At 42.1% G+C, this 25270-nt stretch carries 23 protein-coding genes; 15 read left to right on the top strand and 8 right to left on the bottom strand.

What is annotated here, in order from left to right:
- Nucleotide 1: 1 nt before the first annotated feature.
- A complete protein-coding gene (gene porW, locus PQ461_RS04095; protein ID WP_274208371.1) occupies nt 2-2791 on the bottom strand; it encodes a type IX secretion system periplasmic lipoprotein PorW/SprE in 2790 nt (929 codons plus the stop codon).
- Between the two features lie 71 nt (nt 2792-2862).
- Here porW and PQ461_RS04100 point away from each other — a divergent pair, with 71 nt between their 5' ends.
- The 8 genes from PQ461_RS04100 (at nt 2863) to PQ461_RS04135 (ending at nt 9329) form a co-directional block, all read left to right on the top strand.
- Complete coding sequence (locus PQ461_RS04100; protein ID WP_274208372.1) at nt 2863-3090, top strand: AtpZ/AtpI family protein; 228 nt, start codon at nt 2863-2865, stop codon at nt 3088-3090.
- Nucleotides 3091-3481: 391 nt separating this feature from the next.
- A complete protein-coding gene (atpB, locus tag PQ461_RS04105; RefSeq protein WP_274208373.1) occupies nt 3482-4561 on the top strand; it encodes a F0F1 ATP synthase subunit A in 1080 nt (359 codons plus the stop codon).
- 52 nt (nt 4562-4613) lie between these two features.
- A complete protein-coding gene (gene atpE / locus PQ461_RS04110; RefSeq protein WP_245130222.1) occupies nt 4614-4820 on the top strand; it encodes an ATP synthase F0 subunit C in 207 nt (68 codons plus the stop codon).
- An 82-nt stretch (nt 4821-4902) separates the two neighbouring features.
- The gene (atpF, locus tag PQ461_RS04115) at nt 4903-5412 is read left to right on the top strand and encodes a F0F1 ATP synthase subunit B (RefSeq protein ID WP_274208374.1); all 510 of its coding nucleotides are present in this window, start codon (nt 4903-4905) and stop codon (nt 5410-5412) included.
- 79 nt (nt 5413-5491) lie between these two features.
- Complete coding sequence (gene atpH / locus PQ461_RS04120; protein ID WP_274208375.1) at nt 5492-6040, top strand: ATP synthase F1 subunit delta; 549 nt, start codon at nt 5492-5494, stop codon at nt 6038-6040.
- Nucleotides 6041-6075: 35 nt separating this feature from the next.
- Nucleotides 6076-7650, top strand: a complete 1575-nt coding sequence (gene atpA / locus PQ461_RS04125) for a F0F1 ATP synthase subunit alpha (protein WP_274208376.1) — start codon at nt 6076-6078, stop codon at nt 7648-7650.
- A gap of 92 nt (nt 7651-7742) precedes the next feature.
- Entirely contained in the window at nt 7743-8627 is an 885-nt protein-coding gene (gene atpG, locus PQ461_RS04130) for an ATP synthase F1 subunit gamma (RefSeq protein ID WP_274208377.1), read from the top strand.
- Between the two features lie 216 nt (nt 8628-8843).
- Complete coding sequence (locus tag PQ461_RS04135; protein ID WP_274208378.1) at nt 8844-9329, top strand: hypothetical protein; 486 nt, start codon at nt 8844-8846, stop codon at nt 9327-9329.
- Here the strand turns inward: PQ461_RS04135 and PQ461_RS04140 are convergent, their stop codons facing one another.
- Entirely contained in the window at nt 9330-13052 is a 3723-nt protein-coding gene (locus PQ461_RS04140; RefSeq protein ID WP_274208379.1) for a S8/S53 family peptidase, read from the bottom strand.
- A 120-nt stretch (nt 13053-13172) separates the two neighbouring features.
- On the opposite strand from PQ461_RS04140, the gene PQ461_RS04145 reads away from it, so the two are divergent.
- Complete coding sequence (locus PQ461_RS04145) at nt 13173-13613, top strand: hypothetical protein (protein ID WP_274208380.1); 441 nt, start codon at nt 13173-13175, stop codon at nt 13611-13613.
- A 57-nt stretch (nt 13614-13670) separates the two neighbouring features.
- Here PQ461_RS04145 and PQ461_RS04150 read toward each other — a convergent pair whose 3' ends face one another.
- Nucleotides 13671-14300 (bottom strand): DUF4136 domain-containing protein, encoded by a 630-nt coding sequence (locus PQ461_RS04150; protein WP_274208381.1) that lies wholly within the window; start codon nt 14298-14300, stop codon nt 13671-13673.
- 74 nt (nt 14301-14374) lie between these two features.
- Nucleotides 14375-16024, bottom strand: coding sequence for an NAD+ synthase (locus PQ461_RS04155; protein ID WP_274208382.1), 1650 nt, complete (start codon nt 16022-16024; stop codon nt 14375-14377).
- 68 nt (nt 16025-16092) lie between these two features.
- Between PQ461_RS04155 and gldB the strand changes: the two genes are divergently transcribed.
- Nucleotides 16093-17130, top strand: coding sequence for a gliding motility lipoprotein GldB (gene gldB / locus PQ461_RS04160; protein ID WP_274208383.1), 1038 nt, complete (start codon nt 16093-16095; stop codon nt 17128-17130).
- 32 nt (nt 17131-17162) lie between these two features.
- Here gldB and PQ461_RS04165 read toward each other — a convergent pair whose 3' ends face one another.
- Nucleotides 17163-17429 (bottom strand): hypothetical protein, encoded by a 267-nt coding sequence (locus tag PQ461_RS04165; RefSeq protein WP_274208384.1) that lies wholly within the window; start codon nt 17427-17429, stop codon nt 17163-17165.
- A 118-nt stretch (nt 17430-17547) separates the two neighbouring features.
- On the opposite strand from PQ461_RS04165, the gene PQ461_RS04170 reads away from it, so the two are divergent.
- From PQ461_RS04170 to PQ461_RS04180, 3 genes are all read left to right on the top strand, one after another.
- Entirely contained in the window at nt 17548-17883 is a 336-nt protein-coding gene (locus tag PQ461_RS04170) for a cupin domain-containing protein (protein WP_274208385.1), read from the top strand.
- Between the two features lie 85 nt (nt 17884-17968).
- Nucleotides 17969-18184 (top strand): hypothetical protein, encoded by a 216-nt coding sequence (locus PQ461_RS04175; RefSeq protein WP_274208386.1) that lies wholly within the window; start codon nt 17969-17971, stop codon nt 18182-18184.
- Nucleotides 18185-18255: 71 nt separating this feature from the next.
- A complete protein-coding gene (locus PQ461_RS04180) occupies nt 18256-19056 on the top strand; it encodes an SDR family NAD(P)-dependent oxidoreductase (RefSeq protein WP_274208387.1) in 801 nt (266 codons plus the stop codon).
- Nucleotides 19057-19113: 57 nt separating this feature from the next.
- On the opposite strand, the gene PQ461_RS04185 is transcribed toward PQ461_RS04180, so the two are convergent.
- Nucleotides 19114-20256: a TlpA disulfide reductase family protein gene (locus PQ461_RS04185; RefSeq protein ID WP_274208388.1), complete on the bottom strand. Its 1143-nt coding sequence runs from the start codon at nt 20254-20256 to the stop codon at nt 19114-19116.
- A gap of 50 nt (nt 20257-20306) precedes the next feature.
- Nucleotides 20307-21491 carry a formimidoylglutamase gene (locus PQ461_RS04190; protein ID WP_274208389.1) on the bottom strand — a complete coding sequence of 395 codons (1185 nt, stop codon included), beginning with the start codon at nt 21489-21491 and terminating at the stop codon, nt 20307-20309.
- Nucleotides 21492-21541: 50 nt separating this feature from the next.
- Between PQ461_RS04190 and PQ461_RS04195 the strand changes: the two genes are divergently transcribed.
- Nucleotides 21542-22540 (top strand): SDR family NAD(P)-dependent oxidoreductase, encoded by a 999-nt coding sequence (locus PQ461_RS04195; protein WP_274208390.1) that lies wholly within the window; start codon nt 21542-21544, stop codon nt 22538-22540.
- 71 nt (nt 22541-22611) lie between these two features.
- Complete coding sequence (locus PQ461_RS04200; RefSeq protein ID WP_274208391.1) at nt 22612-23751, top strand: TlpA disulfide reductase family protein; 1140 nt, start codon at nt 22612-22614, stop codon at nt 23749-23751.
- A gap of 97 nt (nt 23752-23848) precedes the next feature.
- On the opposite strand, the gene purD is transcribed toward PQ461_RS04200, so the two are convergent.
- On the bottom strand, nt 23849-25123 hold the full coding sequence (purD, locus tag PQ461_RS04205; RefSeq protein ID WP_274208392.1) for a phosphoribosylamine--glycine ligase: 1275 nt from the start codon (nt 25121-25123) through the stop codon (nt 23849-23851).
- Between the last annotated feature and the right edge of the window lie 147 nt (nt 25124-25270).

Raw genomic sequence — 25270 nt, forward strand, 5'->3', positions numbered from 1 at the left:
CTCAATAGTTTTTTTGATAAAAGTCGATATAATTATCCAACATTTTTTTGTCGGCTAATTTATCCAGATTTTCCCGGGTGATAATAAAGAAGCTGTATTTATCTTTTGGCACCTTCATTATATCCGGCAAAAGCGGGATAATGGCACGGGCATAATTTTTAACAGCCGCAAGGCTTGGAAACACGCCCACGTAGATCAGTTGGTTGTCGGGCCCGGCGGTAGTCAGCTGGTGGGTTACACCTGCTGATGGATCATAGTTTGCACGGTTAAACTGCCCGATACCAAAACGCGAAGATGATAAATTAGTTGTACCTGTACTAACATTAATTACAAAATAGTACCTCGAACTATCGCGTAAGGAGAATAATTGCGGCGCTTGTTTAACAGGTGCAGCAGTTGGTTTTTGTGCCCTATTTGCAGGCGCAGGTTGTTGCTGTTCTGGCTGTTTTGTGGCAGGCGTGGCGACAGGTTGTTTATTTGGCGCAGGCTGTTGTGCCACTTGTTGCTGTACCACCGGTGCAGGTATAAATTCGTTTATGGTGAAATCATTATCTACAAGTACAACAGGGCGGGCGGCTAGCTCGGCCTGGTTAGCCTGTATGTAAGCCAAATGCTGATTTATCAGCGGGGTGATCAAACGGTCTTCGGGATATTGCGCAGCTATCCTGATCAGTTCTGCCTGGAAAGGAGCAAGCTTTTCCTGGTGGCCCTGCGCTACGGCTTTCAGGTAGGCAATCTGTGCAGCAAATTTATTACTCGGATAGCGGGTAAGTACCTGATCTGCCTGGTTGATTACATCTGTATACTGCTTGTGTGCATATAAGTTGTACAGATCATTATAAGAGGCATTAAATTCAGCATCCTGGTCATTTAGTTTTTGCGCGTAGGACGGATCGAGAATGATCTTCGCAAATGCCGTAGCAGGGTAATCCTTTAATAACAGATTTTTATAATAGTCGGACTTTTCTATGTTGATGTTACTGTACAGCCTATATAAATTATAATATATAGCAGCCTTGTCATCATTATTAGGGAAACGCGTCAATAACGTTTCATAAGCGCCGATAGCTTCTTTCGGGTCTTCCAGAATATCGCGGTAAAAATTGCCTATGTTAAAGTAGGCAGCATACACACGGTTATTAGAGTTTGCCATTGCCTGCGCGGTAAGCGGCAAGTTTTGTACCAGTTGTTGCTTAAAATTATCCGCGGCAATTTCTTCTTTAGATTTTTGCTGTTGCGCTGTAAGTACGCTGTTATCTATGTTTTGCGTTGGATTTTGCGTGTTAATGGTAATGTCGCTGTTTGAGCGGGTGCTTCGGCGCCAGTTATCTTCCAGTTTACGGTTACCCCAGCGGCGCTTAAAATCTGTAAAGCCCTGGCTTAAGGCATTGGTATTATAAAAATAGAATGTACTGGCATCGGTGGAAGTTGTTGCCGGAGGCGTTACAACCGTTTGACCGCTATAATTATTGGGCAGGGGTGGTGCAGCCGCGGCAGAAGCAATCTGTAGTTGTGTTACATGCTGTTTAGTCAGTTCATCAATGCGGGCATTACGGGCATTTTCGTCAAGCTTAGCCAGTTGCTGTAAGGTATCTTCATGCGCAATAATGCGAAGCTGCTCTGCCAGTATCTGTAAATTATTAGCCTTTAACTGTATGGCATGATAACCGGGATAGGTAGGCAGCAAATTAAGCAGGGTGCTGTCATAATATCTTTTGGCTGTTACATAATCAGTTTTAATTTTAAAGTTGATATCTGCCAGTCGCAGGTAAGCAAGCCCTTTCTGATTTTGGTTTTTAGTGCTGTGGTTTATTGCCATCCGATAGTTTTTTATGGCTTCTTCGGTTTTGCCTTCGGCCATATCCTGTTCGCCTATCTGGAAGTAGATCTGGTCAATAAAGTCTTTGTTATTCTCGTTACGCAATAGGTTACGCAGGCGGTCGAGGTGGCTAAGCCTGCGGTTGTTCTGCGTGTCTTCTATCCGGATACGATTTAGCTCGGCATTGAAGGCCATTTCAAACACCGCATTACTTTTAACTATTCGGCTGTAATTGGCATAAGCCTCGGCAGGTTTATTCATGCGCTCCTGTAGCTGAGCTAAAATAAATACCTCACGGCGGCGTTGGGGAACATCGTCTTCCTCTTTTATGGCTGCCTTTGCCATTGCTTCGCCTTCTTTCAGATCACCGGCATCAATGTCATATTGCAGGCGCGCGGCATACACACCTGCATTGTTGTATTTCTTTTTTGCAACCGTAAGTGCGTACAACGCCGAATCGGATACAGCTTTAGCCGCAGACAGTTGATGTAAGTTAAGTAAGGTTCGCACCTGCCAATTACGCGCTTCCATTACTAAGCGTGGATCATTAGGATAACTATGTACTACATAATTGCAATACTCATTGGCATTGAAATAGTCGCCATATAGGTAACTGGCTTTTGCCAGCAGCATATAAGCATCGCCAATGTAATGGCTTTGCTCCTTTATATTAATGATGTTGTGGCCACGGCCAAGTACGCCATCTAATTCTCTATCCGGCTGGCCATTGTGCGCAGTGGTATCCTGGTATACACGCAGTATTTCCGAGTAATCATCTACAAAGCTGGCGGCATAGATCTCTTGTTTCTGCCTTAACAGTTCATTGGCATTAAAAAGAATATTATAGCGTGCAGTAAGATTTTGCAATCCCCTGTTTATGGCACTCTTTTTTTCGAGCGAACAGGCTACAAGCAAACTAATGCCGATAAAACCGAGTATATAGTATTTATGATAAGCTGTTAAAGGCTTCAAATGTTGAATTATTACGTTTACAAAAGCTTTGCTAATTTAATAAATACTACAACGCTTTGATACATTTGTGTATGCCTAACGAACAAAAAGAAAATAACGGTGCAAGTAAATCGCTTGGCAACTACGCCAAGTTTACGGGCATTGCCTTTCAAATGATCATTATTATTGGTGTAATGTCTTTTGCGGGATATGAAATTGATAAACATTATCAACATCATACGCAATGGGTAACCGCCGTGTTATCCCTAACCGGTGTTTTTATATCTTTGTACATCGTTATAAAATCATTAAAGGATTGATCCGTTTATCCATTATATTCATTATCTGTACAGCACTTATTGCTGTCCCCCCTTTCATATTAGCCAGTACCGGACTTGACCACCTAATTGCACCAGGTTTCTGGAGTATGTTCGCCTTCTTTTTTATTGTTACCTACATCACTTGTTCCATAGTAGTTTTAGGGCAGCAAAACGGAAGTAAATTAGGTGTACAATTATTTTTGATCGCTACAATTGTTAAGCTGCTTTCATGTATGGTGTTTGCGCTCATTTATGTCGAAAAAATGCCTGTAAAGCCTATTACTTTTATGCTTAGTTTTTTTTATCTGTATTTATTAAATACTGTCTTTGAAATATACACCTTATTAAGTAACTTGCGCGTCCAAAATAAAAAGTAAAAATCTCCCTGTAAATGGATTTTAGCCACATTTTGAACTCAAAAAAACTTGCTTTAAGCGTTATTTTAAGCGTTTTTCTTTCTGTATTCGCATGTAAAAGTTTTGCTATACAAAGCGAAAATGAGCCTGGTAAGGCTAAAAATGCAGAACAGGAGGCTTTTAATCCAACTACTGCGATTTTAGAACACATCGGCGACTCGCACTACTGGCATTTAGGCGGCCATGCTTACATTGCATTGCCTGTGATTTTATTCACAGACAAAGGCACTGAAATGTTTTCTGCTGACAAGCTGGAACATGGTGGTCAGGTTTACCAGGGTAAGTACTATGCTTACAAGCTGATTGACGATAAAATTAAAGCCGTTGATGCTAATGGTAATTTGGATAAGGTTACTTCTAAAAAGATCTACGATTTTTCAATTACCAAAAACGTTATTGCGTTGTGGATTGCAGGTATCCTGCTTTTCATTATCTTCTTTAGCGTAGCCTCGTCTTACAAAAAACGTACAGGTAAAGCACCTAAAGGCCTGCAGTCGTTAATTGAGCCGGTGATTCTTTTTGTTCGTGATGAGATCGCAAGACCTAATATCGGTTATCGCTATCAGCGTTACATGCCGATATTGCTGACCATATTCTTCTTTATATGGATCAATAACATGTTAGGTTTAATTCCGGTTTTCCCGGGAGGTGCTAACGTAACCGGTAATATCCTGTTAACTTTTGTATTAGCAACTATTGTATTATTGGTTGTTAATTTCAGCGCTAACAAATACTATTGGAAACACATCTTTTTACCGGATGTACCACTTTGGTTATATCCTATCATGATCCCTGTGGAGCTGATCGGTATCATTTCACGCCCGTTTGCGTTAATGATCCGTTTGTATGCTAACATCTCAGCAGGCCACATTATCGTATTAAGTTTGATCTCTTTGATCTTCATATTTAAATCGCTGTTTATTGCACCGGTTTCTATCGCCTTCGTATTATTTATGGATGTGCTAGAGTTGCTGGTTGCTTTCTTACAGGCATTTATTTTCACCATGCTTACCGCATTATTTATCGGTACAGCGGTTGAAGAGCATCATCATTAATCAATTGAAAAATAATTATATACACTATATTTAACTTTTAAATTCAACAAACATGACTGGAAGTATTGCTGCGTTAGGTGCAGGTTTAGCGGTTATCGGTGCAGGTATCGGTATCGGTCAGGTAGGTGGCAAAGCCATGGAAGGTATTGCTCGTCAACCTGAAGCTTCTTCAAAAATCCAAACTGCTATGATCATCGCTGCAGCCCTTGTAGAAGGTGTTGCTCTTTTCGGTGTGGTAGTAGCATTGTTAGGCAAATAATTTTTGCCGAGAAAGTAAAGCCAGGCAGCGATTGGCTGCCGGCTTTACTTTATTAAAAGTTAATAAAGATTTTTATAAGATAATGGAAGAATTATTCGACGGTTTATTAAATGATCATTTGGGCTTTGTAGTTTGGTCTACAGTTGCTTTTGTGTTATTACTGATCTTGTTAGGTAAGTTTGCCTGGAAACCAATTATGGCAGCCATTACCGAAAGAGAGCGTTCTATTGAAGATGCTTTGTTAAAAGCAGAAGCTGCTAAAGAAGAAATGGCACGCTTAACCAACGAGAACGAGCAGCTTTTAAAAGAAGCACGTGCAGAGCGCGATTTGATTTTGCGTGAGGCACGCCAAATGAAAGATCAGATCGTTAACGAGGCTAAAGACGCAGCACAGGAAGAAGGTGCGCGTATGATTGAGAAAGCCCGCCTTGAAATTAACAGCCAGAAAGCGGTTGCGCTTGCTGCTGTAAAAAGCCAGGTTGCCGAACTTTCTATCGAAATTGCTGAAAAAGTATTACGTAAGCAGTTTCAAAATAAAACAGAACAGGATGCACTTGTTGCAGACTTGCTTAGAGATGTTAAAGTAAATTAGTTTTTGTTGCCAGTTGCGAGTTTCAGTACATCTGTAAACCGGCAGCTGATAACTGATAACTGAAAACTATAAAAAGAAAATGTCTGAAATAACAGTTGCAATAAGGTACGCCAAATCGCTGATCGACTTAGCTCAGGAGCAAAACTCGCTTGAGGAAGTACGTGCAGATATGGGCTTTTTTGTACAAACTTTAAAAGCTAACACAGAGCTTCAGGCCGTATTGCGTAACCCGATTATCCAACATGATAAAAAGGTTAAGATACTTGAAGGTATCTTCGGTGATAAGGTAACTAAGGCAACCCTTTCGTTCTTTAAAATAATGGTGAATAAAAGCCGTGCAGAGATTTTATATGCTACTGCACAGGAGTTTATCAACCAGTATGATACTATAAAACACATCGTTCGTGCATCAGTGATATCTGCTGCCCCGCTTTCTGAAGCTAATCGTAATGAGATTATTGCCGAAGTTAAACGCGTTGCAGGTGGTGATGTTATTTTGAGCGAGAAAGTAGATCCTGCCCTTATTGGCGGATTTATTTTAAACATCGGTGACAGGCAGATTGATGCCAGCGTTAACGGTAGCCTTTTAAGGTTGAAAAAAGATTTCAGCCAAAGGGTAATTCAATAATTAAAAGTATAAGCAAACGCTAAACAGATAAAAAAATGGCAGAAGTAAGACCAGACGAAGTATCAGCAATTTTGCGTCAGCAATTGTCGGGCTTTAAGTCGGAAACTGAATTAGAAGAAGTGGGTACCGTATTGCAGATTGGCGACGGTATTGCACGCGTTTATGGTTTAACACAAGTACAATCAGGCGAGCTGGTTGAGTTTGAGAACGGCCTGCAAGGTATCGTTCTTAACCTTGAAGAAGATAACGTGGGTATCGTATTGTTGGGTGCTACAGAGGGTGTTAAAGAAGGTGATACAATTAAACGTACCAAAAAAATTGCTTCTATCCGTGTAGGTGAAGGCATGCTTGGCCGCGTTGTTAATACATTAGGCCAGCCAATTGATGGTAAAGGCCCTATCGCTGGTGAAACTTACGAAATGCCGCTTGAGCGTAAAGCGCCAGGTGTAATTTACCGTCAGCCGGTAAACGAGCCGCTGCAAACAGGTATCAAAGCTATCGATGCAATGATCCCGATTGGCCGTGGCCAGCGTGAGCTTGTAATTGGTGACCGCCAGGTTGGCAAAACTGCGGTTTGTATCGATACTATCATCAACCAAAAAGAATTTTACGAAGCTGGTAAACCAGTTATCTGTATATATGTTGCTTGCGGACAAAAAGCTTCTACTGTAGCTAACATCGTTCGTACGCTTGAAGAAAAAGGCGCTATGCCTTATTCAATTGTTGTTGCAGCTAACGCTTCTGACCCTGCTCCAATGCAGTTCTTCGCTCCGTTTGCAGGTGCAGCAGTTGGCGAGTACTTCCGTGATACCGGCCGCCCGGCATTGATCGTTTATGATGATCTGTCAAAACAGGCTGTTGCTTACCGTGAAGTATCTTTATTACTTCGTCGCCCACCGGGCCGTGAGGCTTATCCTGGTGACGTGTTCTATCTTCACAGCCGTTTATTAGAGCGTGCTGCTAAGATCAACGCTAACGATGAGATTGCACGCCAGATGAATGACTTGCCAGAATCATTGAAAGGCATTGTAAAAGGTGGTGGTTCATTAACTGCACTTCCAATCATTGAGACACAAGCTGGTGACGTATCTGCTTATATCCCAACCAACGTAATTTCAATTACTGATGGCCAGATATTCTTAGAGTCGAACCTTTTCAACGCAGGTATCCGTCCGGCTATCAACGTAGGTATCTCTGTATCACGTGTAGGTGGTAACGCGCAGATCAAATCAATGAAAAAGGTTGCAGGTACCTTAAAACTTGACCAGGCACAATACCGCGAGTTAGAGGCTTTCTCTAAATTCGGTTCAGACCTTGATGCTGCTACTAAAAACGTAATCGACAAAGGTGCACGTAACGTAGAGGTATTGAAACAAGGCCAGTATGCGCCGGTATCTGTAGAAAAGCAAATTGCAATTATCTACGCTGGTACTAAAAACTTAATGCGCCAGGTGCCTGTAAACAAAATCAAAGAATTCGAAAGTGAATACACCAGCCAACTGGAAATGCGTCACCCTGAAACTTTAGCTGCCCTTAAAGCAGGTAAGTTTGACGACCAGATCACAGGTGTGCTTGAAACTGTAGCTAAAGAGCTGGCAGGTAAATATTAATATTTAGTATCAGGTAGCAAGTATCGAGTAGCAAGACCAGGCGTCATCATTACTTGATACTTGGTACCAAATACTTGATACCAAAAAGATAGATGGCTAATTTAAAGGAAGTAAGAAATCGTATTGCATCTGTAAACTCAACTCAGCAGATTACCAAGGCCATGAAAATGGTTTCGGCGGCTAAGTTGAAACGTGCAACCAATGCTATTGTCCAACTACGCCCTTATGCTACCAAGCTAAAGGAAATGCTGGCTAACCTTTCGGCAAGCCTTGAGGATGGTTCATCACCTTACCTGCAAGAGCGCGAGCCGGTACGTGTGCTGGTAGTGGTTGTTACCTCTAACCGTGGTTTGGCAGGTGCATTTAATGCCAATGCCATTAAAACTGCTAACGCACTTATTGCCGAAAAGTATGCTACGCAATACAGGGCAGGCAATGTATCAATTGTTGCTATCGGTAAAAAAGCACAGGAGTTTTACGAACGCCGTAAATACAATGTAATTGGTAACAATAACGAGGTTTACAGCGATCTGAATTTCATCAATGTCTCAAAAATTACTGAAGACATTATGGAAGGCTTTGTTAACGGTAAATATGATCGTGTAGAACTGGTTTATAACCACTTCAGAAATGCAGCGGTACAAATCTTAACTACCGAGCAGTTATTACCTGTTCCAAAATCAGAAGCTGGCGAAAGTTCAAAAGCTCCGCAGGTTGATTATATCCTTGAGCCATCTCAGGAAGAAATTGTTTCTCAATTAATTCCTAAGAACATCAAGATCCAGCTTTACCGTGCGGTACTTGATTCAAATGCTTCTGAACATGGTGCACGTATGACAGCTATGGACAAGGCAACTGAAAATGCCGGTGATCTGTTAAAGAGCCTGAAACTTTCATACAACCAGGCACGCCAGGCTGCAATTACAACCGAGCTTACCGAGATTGTAAGTGGTGCAGCTGCATTATCAAACGGATAATCTGTTTTAAATTATACTTTGTAAAGCCGACTGAAAAATCAGTCGGCTTTGTTGTTTATGGCAATCCGCATTTTTGTACAATTACTTTCTCAAGTTCTTTTTTGGTAAACTCTTTTTAATTTTTTTCGTCTTAAAATCAGCCAAATAGACTTGGAAATTGATGTAGGTGTCATAAAAACAAGTATTGGCCGTTAACTATAGCAAACTACAACTATTATGAAAAAAGGAATTTACACACTATTAACAATAGGCATACTGGCAATAACGGGTTTAAATGCTAAGGCGCAGGATTATCGTACAGGGGTAGGTGTGAAATTTGGCCCTTATGAGATCGGTCCTTCTGTAAAATACTTCTTCGACGAAAAGCAGGCGGTTGAAGCCATATTAGGTTTCAGGAATAAAGGTGCAGTTGTTACCGGGTTATATGAAATGCACGTGCCTATTTTTAATGTAGACAAATTGAAATTGTTTTATGGCGGCGGTGTGCATATTGGTGGTATTGATAAAGGTTATTATAACGATGGCCGTACTTATTACGATAACCGCAGATTGAAATTTGGTTTCGATGGTGTTGTTGGCGTTGAATATATATTGCCTCAAACGCCTATCAGCATCAGTGTTGATCTTGACCCGCGTCTTGAACTGGCCACGGGAACAGTGTTTGACGTTGCTCCCGCACTCGGACTTAAATACACTTTCTGATTATGGTATAATAACAATCTTACTGGCGTAAACCTTACTGCCAAGGGTTAGCCTTAAAATATAGGTGCCCGGTTTCAGGGTTGATACATTAAGTGCCGTGCTGTAGTTGCCTGTAGTTACGGTGCGCTTCTCAGTGCGCATTACCTGCCCAATGCTGTTGATGAACGAAAATGTTGCATCTGCATTGGCTTTAGCTACAAACACAACGTTTAATGTGCTTGATGCCGGGTTCGGGAAAAGTGCTAAACCAATATCAGAATTGTCGGGATGTAATGCTACAAGCGCAAAGCGAACGCTATCTGAAATACTTGTACAGCCAGTACTTACACTTACAGCAACCTGGTAATTACCGCTTTCAACAGGGGAAAAGGTTTGCCCTGTGGCACCGCTAATAGGTGTTCCGTTAAAATACCATTGATTGCCCGATGTATAGTTTGAGCTCAAAACAGTTCCATTTTGTGTGATTACTGGTTTTACAAGGGTAACAGCCTTTCGTGAGACCGACGCGCAGCCATAACTACTTACCTGCATATTGTAGAAATAGTAGTAATAGTTGGTAGAGTTTGGAGTGGCATTATTTCCTGTAATACTAAAGATATTACCTGCACTGAAAGGATAGCCGGTTACACCGGCATTGCTGCGGTAAATGGTGGCATTATCGTTAAATGCTACAGATATAACATAAGTGCCTGCATTAGGTAAAACAAGGTTAAGATCATAAACCTTACCCTGATCTGCCGGGTCATCTGCCGATTCGCCTGCCGCAGGTGTGGTTCGGGTTGCTACAGCATTAATGGTTGTAGTAGCCACTATCTGCCCTGTAGAGTCTGTAGCGGTAAATGTAATGCTGCCCGAATTACCGATGTACAGCCTTGCGCTATTAATAACTATCGGAATTGCTGTGTAGATTTTAACACCTGGCGTAAACTGGTTATAACCGCCGCCTGTAAAGGTGCTTTTGCTTGGCGGGCCGACTGTTGCCGAAAAATCATTCACTCCGGCGTAGTAAGTATTGTTAACTGGAGCTGCGGTTGTAGTGGTTGTGCTTCCCGCTGCAACCGGAATATTATCGTTGGCATTCTGATACCATAGCAAAGTACCCGAAGCTGTCCCTGAAAGCTGGTAAGCTTTAGTATTAAGGCAATAATAAGCTGATAAATTATCAGGTACTGGTTGCGGCGCTACTACAAGTGTAGCTGTTGCCTGGTTGTTTACAGATATAGGATCATTAGCCACATTGGTGCTTCCTGATATGGAATAGGTGGCACCTGCCGATGCATTAAAAGTTTGCGAAAGCGTAAAATCGGCCTGTTCACCTGCGGCTATGGTACCTGTGTAGGTATCGTTTAAAGCGGTGACAATATTGGCAGGTGACGTAATATTAACAGTAACCGGGACATTGCTTATAGCAGTACTGCCATAGTTTTTTATGGTTACTGTAATGTTTGTCGGGCCAGAGCATGCTCCGGCAGCGGTACTGCCGTTAATGGCAGTTAAGCCTGCATCTACCGAGGGTTGAGTAAACTGTATGCGATAATCCTGCGTTTCGCCTTTGTCATAAGTGCCACAAGGTAAAACAGCATTTGCGTCGGTAGTCTCGGTTAACACAACCCGCAGCCGTGAATAATTACCTACAATCACATCCTGCGGAACTGCAATATTGGTAGAGTAAGTGCCTGTACCATTAATTACGCCCGTTGTGGAAATAAGCTCGTTGGCATCATCAAAGTCGCCGTCGCCATTCCAGTCTGCATAAACCTTGGCAATCTTATTAAAATTGGTGCCGCAGGTACCAAGTGTTAAACTTAGCGGATAAACGCGCGCTTGCTCTAATAAGATAGTTTGGTTGGTGTAATCGTTATAGGTGGTACAGCCTGCGGGTGAAGTATTGTTAATGTTTGAAAGTGTAAAGTTGTTGATTTTTGAATCGGCGCTTGACGTTGGTGCCGATGCACAATAAGCAGCACCGCCAACACCCGTAACAATAAGTGAATAAGCCTGGCTGCCGGATTGTAAAGTGCCTTTATGGCTAACGGTTATCGTATATGATTTTCCGGGGATAGCGCCATCAATATAAATCTGTTCAATATTATCCCTGATGTTGTCACCTTTTATTGCAGCAAGTGCTGGCTGTGCCGGATTTAATGTCCAGGGCAGGTAGTTGTTGCTGCCATCTGAAACACGGATATCAAGATCGTTGACCAGTTTAGGTGTACGGTCGTTTATGGTACCATCAGCACTTACGGTGCCTTGTGGGTCTGTCCAACTAATGGATGCAATAAGCGGTCCGTTACCTGATGATATGACGTTGAACGTTTGCGTTGCACTCTGTGCTAAGGTGTTTTCTTTGATTAAGCTCTTGGTACCATTGTCAGTAATAGCCTGTGCCGCCTTTTGCATATCAAGCAAGCCCCAGCCGTAAATGTAGTCGGGGCCAACGTTACCGGCGTCAAACGCGGTATGGCAGGCTAAGCCTTTCAGCGTGGCCGACTTCATGAAAGCACCGTTATTCTTCTGTGCATAATATTCCTGCAAAAGCTGTAAAGAGCCTGTAACGTTAGGCGCTGCCATAGATGTGCCTGATAACGTAACATAGGATGTAGAGGTAGAACTGCCTGTTGAAAGCACATTAACCCCCATGCCGCATATATCAGGTTTTACACGGCCATCATCCGTTGGCCCCCAGCTACTAAAAAAAGCGATGGACACATCATTGCGGTTGGTAGGCCCTTGTGGTAACGGGTTTACGGCACCTACCGTTAATATATTTTTTGCATTGGCAAAATCAGGAATAATATCATAGCCATCATTGTTACTGATGCCTGCAGGGCGAGCGCCTTTATCAACTAATGTCTGATCGGTTTTGCTTCGATAACCCCAATAATCGCCGCCAATAGCAGGCCCGTTATAACTGCGGCTATTGCCCGAAGATTCTACAATAAGATAATAAGGCGCGTTGTAGGCAATCTTGTCCCATGCTTGTGCCTGTGTATCATAAAAACCGAAATTGTAATCAACACTGTCTCCAGGCAACCCGTACCATTCCCAGCGCGAATTACTGTCGTCGTAGTTCCAGCCTGCTAATTCACCATACGAGTGATTTGATAGCAGCAGGTTAGGGGCGGCAGCCGTCATTTCGGTTACATCGTTATCAAAATCATAAGATGATAGGGTAGTTGCCCCGAATGACATGCCCTTTGCGGGTGCATATACACCTTTGGCAATCATGGTGCCCGCTACGTGGGTACTATGCTCAGATACGCTTGCCGAAGCATCTTTAATTAAAATTGTTTTTCCGGAAAATTCCTGGTGATTGGCTAAAACAGAACCGCCATCCCACATGGCCAGTTTGCCGTTTAAAAATGTACTTGAGCCGTTAAGATTGAGGTTTAAACTACCGCCAGGCTGTACAAGATTTGTGCGGGTGGTTGCCGCTGCCGTGGTATTATTATCTGTTTTTATAAATACAGGGAACCCAAGGCTATTGATTCTGTGGAGGGATATAATGCCGCCGTTTTTTTGTTTGCGCAAAAGCTGCCAGTTAAATGCCTTTGCCGATTGTGTGATCTTTGCTTTTTGTGCCTGATATGCCTGGTCATATTGGCTGGCCAATGCGCTAAGCTCTGCCTTTTTACTATCGCTTACTAATGTTTGCTGTGCATAAACTGTTGTAGAGGAAAATATAAGTATATACAAAAACAGAATAAGGTAGCGTTTAGTCATGGTAAAGGATGAGTAAAAAAGTTTTCTATAACTTGAATAATTGATGGTTAAAAGAAATTGTAAATAACTTTGTTAAAGTTAGAGTATTAGCTTAAAAATTGAATAGATAAATAACTGTAAATGAAAGTTTTTTTCGGCATAGTATGTTTAAGCCTTATGGCTTGTAACACAGTGAAGCAACCGCTTGGCGGCGGACAGGGAGTAGATGGATATGTTTATCTTAAATCAGGTAACCAGATGCCCGGTCCGGGTAGTACCGCCAGCAAAGGTAAAACCATAAGTTGCCAGGTATTGGTTTACGCACCGGCAACGCTGCAACAAGTTACAGGCACAAGCCCGGCATTCAGTAAGGTAAATACCAGCTTGGTTGGCACTGCTACAAGCGATAGTACAGGTCATTACAAATTAATGCTGAAGCCGGGTAAATACTCGGTGTTTATTAAAGATGGCGAAAGCTTGTTCGCTAATCAGTCGGACCGTAATGGTATATTAAATCCTGTAGAAGTTTACCCGGGCAAGGTGACCAGGAAGGACCTGACTTTGGATAAGGCAGTTTATTAAAATACAAAAGCCCGCTTCTGATAAGGAAGCGGGCTTTTACTGTGAAACTTATGATTATTACATAGCAGCCGGAAGCTGTTTAAAGATACCGTCAATAACTTTTGGTAACTCATTAATTGTTTTTTGTGGGTTGTGATGCAGTTCGCCTACACCGAAACCACGCCATACAATTTTACGGGTTTTGCTGTCAATCAGGTCAATAACGATGGTGCCTTGTTTGTAGTTCTCAGGCACAGCATAGGTTGCGCCCCAACCACCGTAACCACCCCAGCCATAACCGAAGCCCCATCCCCAGTAAGGGCGATACCAACCGCCACCCCAACCCCAATATGGGTAAGTAGAATAATAATCTAAACGGGTACCGCGGCCCACTGTAGAACTAAAATGTACCAGTAAATCCGGATCATCATTCTGTTGTCTCAGGCCTTTGCTTTGAAGCGATAAAATAGTTGCAGATTTTATGGCTTCAACAGCTTGAGGGTTGTTGTAATAAACATTGCCTGCATAAATTTTTCCGTTTCTAAGCGGTCGAATCTCGCCTTCTTTTGGATCTGCCATCCAGGCGAAAGACTTATACCTCGAAACGTTAAGGGTACTTGCGCCGGCTTTGTAATAATTGTAAGTTGAACAGGCTGAACTTAGCATTACACCCAATGCTATCAGCGATAAATATATTACCCTTTTCATAAGTTTTATTAATGTATCTATTAGACAGTTACGTTTACAAAGGTTTAACCACTGGATGAATTTTTTGTGAGTTTTTAAGAAAGATATTTTCCTACCAAAGGCATTCTGCGTCCCATGCCAAAAGCTTTCGGCGAAACCCTCAGAATAGGCGGTGTCTGGTAGCGTTTATGCTCCGAAATATTCACCAACCTTAATACCCTTCTCACTAATTCCTCATCATAACCCATCTTAACAATTTCAGCAGATGAACAGCGGTGTTCTATATACTCAGCCAGTATTTTATCCAGCACATCATAATCTGGTAACGAGTCGCTGTCTTTCTGATCAGGCCTCAATTCTGCTGATGGTGGTTTAACAATCGTATTTTCCGGGATGATCTCACGCTCGCGGTTAATGTATCTTGCCAATTGAAAAACCTGCGATTTGTAAACATCTCCTAAAACTGAAATGCCGCCGCACATATCACCGTATAAAGTACCATAACCAACGGCCGCCTCGCTCTTGTTTGAGGTGTTCAATAAGATATAGCCAAATTTATTGCTCATGGCCATTAGTAACACAGCCCGGCTGCGAGCCTGTATGTTTTCTTCGGCAATGTTAAATGGTAAGCCTTTAAACTGTGGTTCTAATGCAGCTTCAAAAGCTTCAGTAATGCTTTTTATCGCAATCTTTTCAGATTTGCAACCTAAATTATCGATCAGGTCCTGCGCATCTTTTAAAGAGTGGTCGGTTGAGAATTTAGAAGGTAGCATCACCGCCATTACATTTTCGGGTCCTAATGCCTCTGCAGCAAGTGCACAAACCACAGCCGAATCTATACCGCCCGATAAGCCAAGTATGGCACGGCTAAAACCTGATTTAGTGAAATAATCTTTGATACCCAATTTAAGGCCAAGATAGATCTGTTCAATATCGCTTTGGCGGTCGGTGCGTAAGGTAACTTCCTGCTCCGGCTCTACACTCGCATCACTGTTTAAGGTGTAGTAAGCTATTTTTTCTTCAAAGTAGGGCAGCTCATCAACCAGTTTTCCGGTATTATCAAATACCAGCGACCCGCCATCGAAAATAAGCTCGGTATGGGCACCTACATGGTTTACATAAAACAGAGGAAGCTTGTAACGGCTGGCATTATCGCTTAAAATAGCAATACGCTCTTCGTCGTGATTGTAGGCAAAAGGCGATGCCGCAATATTGATCATTACGTCAGGGTTTTGCTCAATCAGCTTGTCCATTGGGCGGGTAACGTATAGCGGATTTTCAATGGTATTCCACAAGTCTTCGCAAATAGTAAGTGCTATGCGGTGGCCTTTGTAATCGATGCAGTGAAATTCAGTTTCAGGTTCAAAGTAGCGGTATTCATCAAATACATCGTAGTTAGGCAGCAATGCTTTGTTTACAACAGATTGTACTTTGCCATCGGCAATAAAATAGGCCGAGTTATTTAGATCCTTTCCTTCTGGCTTATTATTATAAGTAGGGATGCCAATGATACAGGCAATATCGCTGCAAGCCTCGGCTACTTTTTGTGCAGATTGTTCGCACAGGCCTATAAACTCTTTAAATTCTAAAAAATCCCGTGACGGATAGCCGCATATACACAACTCGCTGAAAACAACAAGATCGGCGCCGTTTTCTTTTGCTTTATGTATGGTATTTATAATGCGTGCGGTATTGGCATCAAAATTCCCGATGTGATAATTTAACTGGGCAAGTGCAATCTTCATGGTGTAGTGTAAAATAGTTGCTTATTATTGCAACTCAAAAAGCGTTAATTTTGTTCAAAGAATAGGCAATGAGTGCTACCCTTAGCAAAGCAAAACAATTTTACTTAATTTTCATAACACTGGCGCTGTTTTGCAGCTGTAACAGGCATAGCAAAGTTGATGTAAGCAATATACCGGTTAATGTTAATATTGAGCGCTTTGATCACGATTTTGACAAGATGCGCACCGGTAACATGAGCGCTCAGGCTGCGGTGCTGCAACAAAAGTACGGGCCATTTTACAAAGATTATATCGAACGTATTTTGCCAGCCGGAAGCACCCGCGACACAGGCTACTTTAATACCCTGCGTAAGGTGTTCTCCAATAAATCATACCTTGATTTAAAGCACGATGTTGATTCAGTTTATCCTAACCTGAATAAGCAAAATGAAGAACTGACCGATGCTTTCCGCCGGATAAAGTATTACTTCCCTAAAAAGCAGCTGCCAAAAGTATATGCTTACTTCTCAGGCTTCCAGGCGCAGACTACTATAGGCAACGGATATGTGGGTATAGGGCTCGATTTGTTTCTGGGAGCGGATTCAAGATTTTACCCGGCTTTGATCGAAAATTTTCCGCATTATATTTCAAGGCATTTTACACCGCAAAATATTGCACCACGGGTGGTCGAGGCTTTGATAAGAGAAGATATGTATCTTGAAAAGGATAACGATAAAACCTTTCTGCAAAAAATGATCTACAATGGCAAGATCATGTACCTGATGGATCAATTGCTGCCCGATGTTACAGATAGTGTGAAAATAAGGTATACAGGCGAGCAATTGAAATGGTGCCAGGAATTTAAATCGCAGATATGGGGTTACTTTCTGGAAGAAAACTTATTGTATCAAAGCGATTATCAGAAAATACAACAATACTTTAATGATGCGCCCTTTACGCCAGGCTTAGGCGAGAACAATAACTCGGCTCCGAGATTGGGTGTATGGACGGGGTGGCAGATAGTGAAGCAATACATGGATGAAAATCCGGATGTGACGTTGCCGCAGTTAATGGCCGATGATGATGCGCAGAAGATACTGAACCAATCTAAATACAGGCCTAAATAGAAAGAGCCTCCAATTTCGGAGGCTCTTTCTATTTAATATCTTCTCACAACACGGCGGTGTACCACCACACGGCGATAAGGGCGATGGTATGGCCTGTGATAGTAGGTCCTGCGGTAATAAGCCCTGTGGTAAGGCCTGTGATAATAGCGGCGATGATATACGCGGTGGCCAGGGCCAACACGTGTTCTCACGATCACTTGGTAGTGATCTGTTGTTGATGCCTTTACTGAATTACTATCGGCAAAAATGGCTGCAATTGCTATCATGACAATCGCAAAAATGTTTCTGGTCGTCTTCATGTTTAGTTCTTGTTTCAATGAAAATTATAACTGATGAATGCTGGCCAGGTTTGTAAAAATTTGGGTACACACTGTTTGCACTCTAAGCGATATTATATTTGGTAAAGGAGAACATGAAATGGACGAGAAATATATCTACAGCTTTAATGATATCGCAGTTAAAGAAATAGCACCCGGCTTTATGTCGAAGCTGATACACACAGATACCAACACCGTTAATTTTATCGAGGTAAAGGCGGGCTGCACTGTACAAAACCATCAACATATACACGAGCAGATGTCATTTGTATTGCAAGGACAATTCGAACTTACTATAGAAGGTGCGGCTAATGTATTAGACAAGGGCTCGTATGCTTTAATCCCATCAAATGCCTGGCATAGCGGTAGGGCAATCACAGATTGTAAATTGATAGATATTTTTAGCCCTAATCGTGAAGATTATATGAATTTGTAATATTTATTGAAAATGTTTCAAATATTTTTTTGTTTTATTGAAAATTGCTTAACTTGAATTGCCCTTACAAACTAATTTTATTGATATGAACTCAGAGCAAACAAGTAACGCACCTTCATGGGGATTTATGAGCCCTGACGGTTATTTTCAAACCATCTCTAAACTGAACACTATACTTTTAGAATACGTGTGTAAAACCACGGATGAATTGCATTCACTCATTGAAAAGTATATTATTACCGAAGAATATGAGAAGTGTGCAGTGATCCGTGACGAAATACTAAGGCGTGCTCAATATTAAATTTTAATTTATTAAAACCTGCGTTTGGTTATGTGGTTTAATTTTTAGTTAAAATACTAAAATTAAGACCTATGTCAAACATGCAGAATAAATACGCGCTTATCACCGGTGCTACCAGTGGTATAGGCTATGAGCTGGCAAAGCTATTTGCCAAAGATCATTATAACCTGATTATTGTATCACGTAACCAGGCCGAGCTTGAGCAAAAAGCAAATGAACTGAGCAGCCAGTATGGTGTAGAAGTGATGCCTATTGCTAAAGACCTGTTTAAGCGGGAAGCTGCTTTTGAACTTTACGAAGAAGTTAATCAGCGCGGTGTACAGGTAGATGTTTTAGTAAATGATGCCGGTCAGGGACAATTCGGTGAATTTAAAGATACCGACATTAACCGCGAGCTGGATATTATTCAGTTAAACATCTCTTCATTAGTGGTGCTAACCAAATGCTTTTTAAAAGATATGGTTGCACGTAACGAGGGTAAAATATTGCAGCTGGCCTCCATAGCAAGTAAGGTGCCCGGCCCTTGGCAATCTGTATATCATGGTACCAAAGCATTTGTGCTATCATTCACAGAAGCCATCCGCACCGAACTGAAAGACACCAACATTACTGTTACCGCTTTATTGCCTGGTGCTACCGATACTGATTTCTTTAACAAAGCCGAGATGCAGGATTCTAAAATAGTACAGGCCGGCGGCTTGAGTGATCCGGCTGATGTAGCCAAAGATGGCTACGAAGCTTTGATGAATAATGATGATAAAGTAATATCCGGCTTTAAAAATAAAGTACAGATTGGCATGAGTAATATGATGCCCGACAGTGCTGTTGCTTCCATGATGGATAAGCAACAAGGCCCGGTTGATGAAAAGTAATGAAACAAGAAAGCCGGTATTTGTAGTACCGGCTTTCCTTGTTATAAATTTGAATTATTAAATCTTTCCGAATAGTTCGGCAAGCTTGCTTTCCAGATCACTGCCACGCAAGTTTTTGGCTATGATTTTTCCTTGCGGGTCTATCAGGTAATTTTGCGGGATAGAGGTGATCTGATAAAGTTGTGCAGCGGCACTATCCCAGAATTTAAGGTCTGAAACCTGTGTCCAGGTAAGGCCATCATTTTTAATTGCAGCCTGCCAGTTTGCTTTATCTCCCGGCTTATCTAAAGAAACACCTACGATGGTAAAGTTTTTCGTTTTATACCGATTAAAAGCTTTAACAACGTTCGGGTTTTCCTGTCTGCACGGAGGGCACCACGATGCCCAGAAATCAAGCAGTACATATTTACCTTTAAAGGACGAAAGCTTTACCGGCTTACCGTTAACGTCTGGCAATTCAAAATCAGGGGCTGTTGAACCGATAGCAGTTACCTTTAAACCTTCAATAGTTTTACCTAATACTTTACCCGGTTCTGTTTCTTTTACAGTAGGGTCAAGGGAAGAATACAGTTTGTCCAGCATGGCAGGATCAGCAGATGGGCCGCCCAGCGAACTTAGCGCCAACAGGCTTAAAAAGCTTTTTGGGTTGCTTTGTATAAATGACTTTAAATCGTTCTCCCGTTCAATCTGTATTGACTTAAAGCGGGTTTGGAGATTATTTTGAAAATCAGGCGATTGTTTTTGGGCAGGGGTAGCAGCTTGTGCTTCGTCATAGATCTTTTTAGCCTTGGCATTTGCGGCCGACATTTGCGACATCAGCTTTTTGTTATCATCATTGATCTGTGAGCCGGTGATCTGTGCTGTAGCTATCGAATCTTTGCCATTAACGTTAATATCGCCTTTTTCAAGATAGAAACTTAATGCATCAGCCGAACGGTCGAGCCTTGAGAAACCTACTGCTTTATGATCTATGACTAAAATGGCATTGGTAGGATAAAGTACCTCGCCACTAAACTGGAATGCGCCTTGATTAATGATCGCCGAATCTATCACATTATTGGCGCCGAGCTTGTAAACAAGATAGGCTTTGGCTGGTGCGTTTACGTTAGCTACATTAGCTTTGAGGTTAAAATTTTCTGGAGTTTGCCCAAAGGCTAAAATTGGTAAAATGCTTAATGCACCAATAATCAATCGCTTCATAATCTGTTATATAAAATTCCTTAAACGGAAAAGGGGATAAAAAGGTATTGTTAGCTTAATTTTTGATAAGTGCGCCACCACAGGTCGGGCATTTCGCCAGATACCGCTGTCTGATAGTCTGAATATCCGCATGGTACCAAATGGTAACGCTCATTCAACGAGCCACCGGTTGGGTAGGGTACCTGCATCCACCAGCGATCGGACTTTTTGCTTTTTACAAACACCACTTCATGGTCTTCATGCCGCAGCGTGGTTTTATAAATAAGGTATTGAGATTTAGGGTTAAGCGGAAAGTCGCTTTTGCGGTTGTAAAATCCCTCGATAAAATACCAGATCATCTGTGCCAACAGCATCGCAGTTTGGCCATTTACATCGTATGCAGGGTTGTATTCATAAAAGCCGATAGAAGTTAGCTTATCATTATATCCTGCATAGCGGCACATCTGGCAGGCTTCTTCTCCGTAAAAACCATTAGGCGTAGCGTTAGCATTACCCATTGCATCAGCAGAACGGATAGCGCCTACATCAAAGCTAAGCATGCTGGCATTACGGATAACAGGTTCTGAAACCTGTATCTGCCCGCTAAGTTCACCCAGGCGGTGTACATCAAATAGCAGCTTATCCATTACCCGCAGGCTTTCCTGGCTGGTGAAGTAAGTTTGGTAGCCAAGGTTACTGAAGTTAAACAAGTAATTAGGTTCGTGTAAAAGGATTTTGCTTAAAAAAGATGTAGAGGTTGTTTCAATCTGGCTACGCTCAAAATCATCATCAAGGTCAAAAGCCTGATCTATAACTACTAAGTCAACCTTTTGCTCCAAATCTTCATAGGCCATAAATTGTGCGTAGGTCAAGTCCTGTCCGCCGCCTAAAATAATAGGCAACACATCCATACGTACCAATTCATTAACCACGGTTTTTAAGGCAACGTAAGTGTCGGTAATGGCAGCTCCGCGACGGATATTTCCCAAATCGGCAATACGCAGATTAAAATCTCCTTCGTGTAGCTGATATAGCTTTTCACGGATAAAGTTAGGGGCGTCGCCACAGCCTATATTGTTAACGGAATGGCGGTCTTCCATTACACCGATAATCGCAATATCAAATTCCTCTGATTCCAGATCGGGAAAATCATGCGTATAAACAGTAAGCTTACGCCCAAACTGGCTGCTATTAAACTCCTGTTGAGGTGTAATCTTACTCAGATCAACGGGCGTCAGAAAATCGGCTAATGACATAAGGGTTGCTTACAAAAGTCCAAATATCAATTTAATTCAATTAATTTGCATTGTTTTCTAAAAAATTACTGCGCATGATACTGGTGACCGGTGCAACAGGTTTTTTGGGTGCTGAGCTGGTAAAGCAGCTTGCAGCACATGGCAAGCCATTGCGCTGTATAAAGCGGACTACTTCTGTAATACCCCAATCGCTGCAAGCTTATGCAAGCCTGATTGATTGGGTTGATGCTGACATTACTGACATTATCAGTATGGAGGATGCCATGCAGGATATTGAGCAGGTGTATCATTGCGCGGCGTGGGTATCCTTCAGGCAGGCTGATAAGGAGCCGATGATCTACACCAATGTAAATGGTACGGCCAATGTAGTTAACCTGTGCCTTCAGCAACAGGCAAGGCTGGTGCATGTAAGTTCGATAGCAGCCATTGGACAAGCTAAGGAAAACGAACTGATCACGGAGAAACATTATATTGAGGAGACCCCTGCCGATAATGTTTATGCCATATCAAAGCTGGAAAGCGAGATGGAGGTATGGCGCGGTGTTGCCGAAGGCCTTGATGCAGTAGTTGTAAATCCGTCATTAATTATAGGTGCCTCTGCCGGCACTGATGGCAGCGGACAGTTATTTGAAACGGTACGTAAAGGACTAAGCTATTATACACGTGGCAGCTGCGGTTTAGTGGACGTGGAAGATGTGGCCAGGTGTATGATCGCCTTAATGGATACCGATATCTCAGATGAGCGCTATATTATCAACTCCGAAAACTGGGAATATAAAAGGCTGACAACATACATCGCTCAAAAATTTGGTGTAAAACCACCAGCTAAAGAAGCTAAACCGTGGATGCTGGAAATGGCATGGCGCTCGGCCGCGTTATGGGGGGGAATCACAGGTAAACCACCGGCTATTGATAAAATTGCTGCACGATCAGCATCTGAAGTACAGAACTACGATAACTCCAAAATTAAAAAAGCCATCGGTATTGAGTTTAAGCCGATTGATCAAACCCTTGACGAGATTGTGTCGGCACTTAAACCGTCAAATTAAAATGACTTTTAGGTAATTGAAAATAAAGGTGTTGATCATTACATTTGAAAAACATCACACAAAACTTGAGCATGAAAAAATTATTATATGCGGCATTACTTGCCATACCGGCAGCCGGCATAGCCCAAACCACTCCTAATTTCACAGTTAAAGGAAAAATTGGCAGTTATAATGCCCCCGCAAAAGCTTATTTAAGTTATGGCGTTAATGGTAAAGGTGTAACAGATTCTGTAGTTTTAAAAAACGGAACCTTTGAATTTAAAGGTAACATATCCGAAGCTTCATCTGCAAACTTGTTTGTAAATGCGAAAGGCGACGGCATACATGCGCCTTATGATTATATAAACCTGTATGTAGCACCGGGAGTTACAACCGTTACCGCTGCCGATTCTGCTAAACACGCTAAAGTTGGCGGAACAAAGATTAACGAAGAAAACGAAAAATATAAAGCAGCTTTAAAAGCAGTTAATGCGGAGTATGAGGCTCAGGATAAAAAAGAAAGAGCTGCAGGCGATAATCCTTCAGAAGAATTGAAAAAACAATTCGCAGCTGAAGAAAAAGCAATTGACAACCACGAAAAAGCAATTACTAAAAAATTCATCCAGGAGAATCCTTCATCGGTAGTAAGTTTAAGCGCGCTGCGTAGCCTTACTTACAGCTCAGACTATAAAGATGTAGAGCCGTTGTTTCATCATTTGACTGCCGATGTTCAAAACTCAGCATCAGGTAAAAAATATGCTGATCAGTTAGAAAAACTTAAAACCGTTGCTTACGGCGCAGTAGCACCTGAATTTGCACAGGCTGATACCAATGGCAACATGGTTAAATTGTCTTCATTCCGTGGTAAATATGTATTGGTTGATTTCTGGGCATCATGGTGCGGTCCTTGCCGTGCAGAAAACCCTAATGTGGTAAAGGCATTTAACCAGTATAAAGATAAAAACTTCACTATTCTGAGCGTTTCTCTTGACCGCCCGGGTGCTAAAGACAAATGGTTAGCCGCTATCCACAAAGATGGCCTTGCCTGGAATCATGTATCAGACCTTAAATTCTGGGATAATGAGGCAGCCAAACTTTATGGTGTACAAGCTATTCCTCAAAACTTTCTGCTTGATCCGGAAGGCCACATCATTGGTAAAAACCTGAGAGGCGAAGACCTTGCTGCCAAATTGGGCGAAGTATTCGGCCAGAAAAAAGATAAAACCGAGTAAGCAATCGGTTTAATGATACAAAGAAAGCCTGCTGGATTCAGCAGGCTTCTTTGTTTATTTAATACAATCTCGATACCAGTTACCTGATACTTATATACTAGATTAGATCAAACCCAATATCTTTTCTAAAGTATTTGCCATCATAGTAAATACGGCTGGCATCAAGCGTGGCTTGCTGTAAAGCTGTGAACATATCGTTCTGCAAAGAAGTAATAGCTAATACACGGCCGCCTGATGTTTTGATCTCTTCGCCATCGGCATAAGTACCTGCATGAAAAGCGATAGAGCCTCTTACATTCTCTAAGCCGCTGATGGTTTTGTCTTTCAGGTATTCGCCCGGATAACCACCTGCTACGCAAACTACGGTAGCCGCAACTTTATCTGAAATTACCAGTTCTTTTTCGGCAAGAGTGCCTTCGGCTACGCCTTTAAGTAAATCAGCAAAGTCTGATTCGATACGTGGCATTACACTTTCGGTTTCAGGGTCGCCCATGCGGCAATTATACTCAATTACGTATGGTTCGCCATCGCAATTCATCAGCCCGATAAATACAAAACCTTTATAAGGGATACTATCCTGCTTTAACCCATTAATAGTAGGGATAATTACACGTTCTTCAACCTTTTGCATAAAAGCGGCATCTGCAAACGGGACAGGAGAAACAGAACCCATGCCACCGGTATTAAGGCCGGTGTCACCTTCGCCTATACGTTTATAATCTTTTGCTTCGGGTAATATTTTATAGCTGTTGCCATCGGTTAATACAAATACAGAAAGCTCTATACCTTGTAAAAACTGCTCAACAACTACTTTAGAGCTGGCAGCGCCGAATTTGGCATTGGTCAGCATTTCTACCAGTTCAGTTTGTGCTTCCTGTAGGGTAAGGCAAATTAAAACACCTTTACCGGCTGCCAATCCGTCGGCTTTAAGTACCACAGGTAAGCCAGCCCCGGCCAGGTAAGTAAGTCCATCCTGTAAAGTCTCGCTTGTAAAAGTTTGCGACTTAGCCGTAGGAATATTGTGACGGTTCATAAACTGCTTAGAGAAGTCTTTGCTTCCTTCAAGCTGCGCGCCTTCCTGCTGCGGGCCTATCACCGGGATGTGTTTGATCTGCTCGTCGTTCAGGAAAAAATCATGAATACCTTTCACCAAAGGTTCTTCAGGCCCAACTAATACCATATTAACTGCATTGGCTAAAGCAAAGGCCTTAATACCTTCAAAGTCTGTAACTTTTAAGTTAACGTTGGTGCCATAAGCAGCAGTGCCTGGGTTACCCGGAGCAATAAACAACTGACTGCATAACGGGCTTTGTGATAGTTTCCAGGCGAAGGCGCTTTCCCTTCCACCCGAACCAATGAGCAGGATATTCATATACCGGCAAAGATAGGATTTTAGTTGCCAGTTATCTGTTTTCAGTTGCGAGAAATTGTATTTGGGCTAACTGATAATCTATTGATTTAGCGTTCTTAATACCGAAAACACGCAACCGGCAACTGGCAACTAAAATAAAATTATTAA

The sequence above is a fragment of the Mucilaginibacter sp. KACC 22063 genome (assembly GCF_028736115.1).
In the GTDB taxonomy this organism is placed as follows: Bacteria; Bacteroidota; Bacteroidia; order Sphingobacteriales; family Sphingobacteriaceae; genus Mucilaginibacter.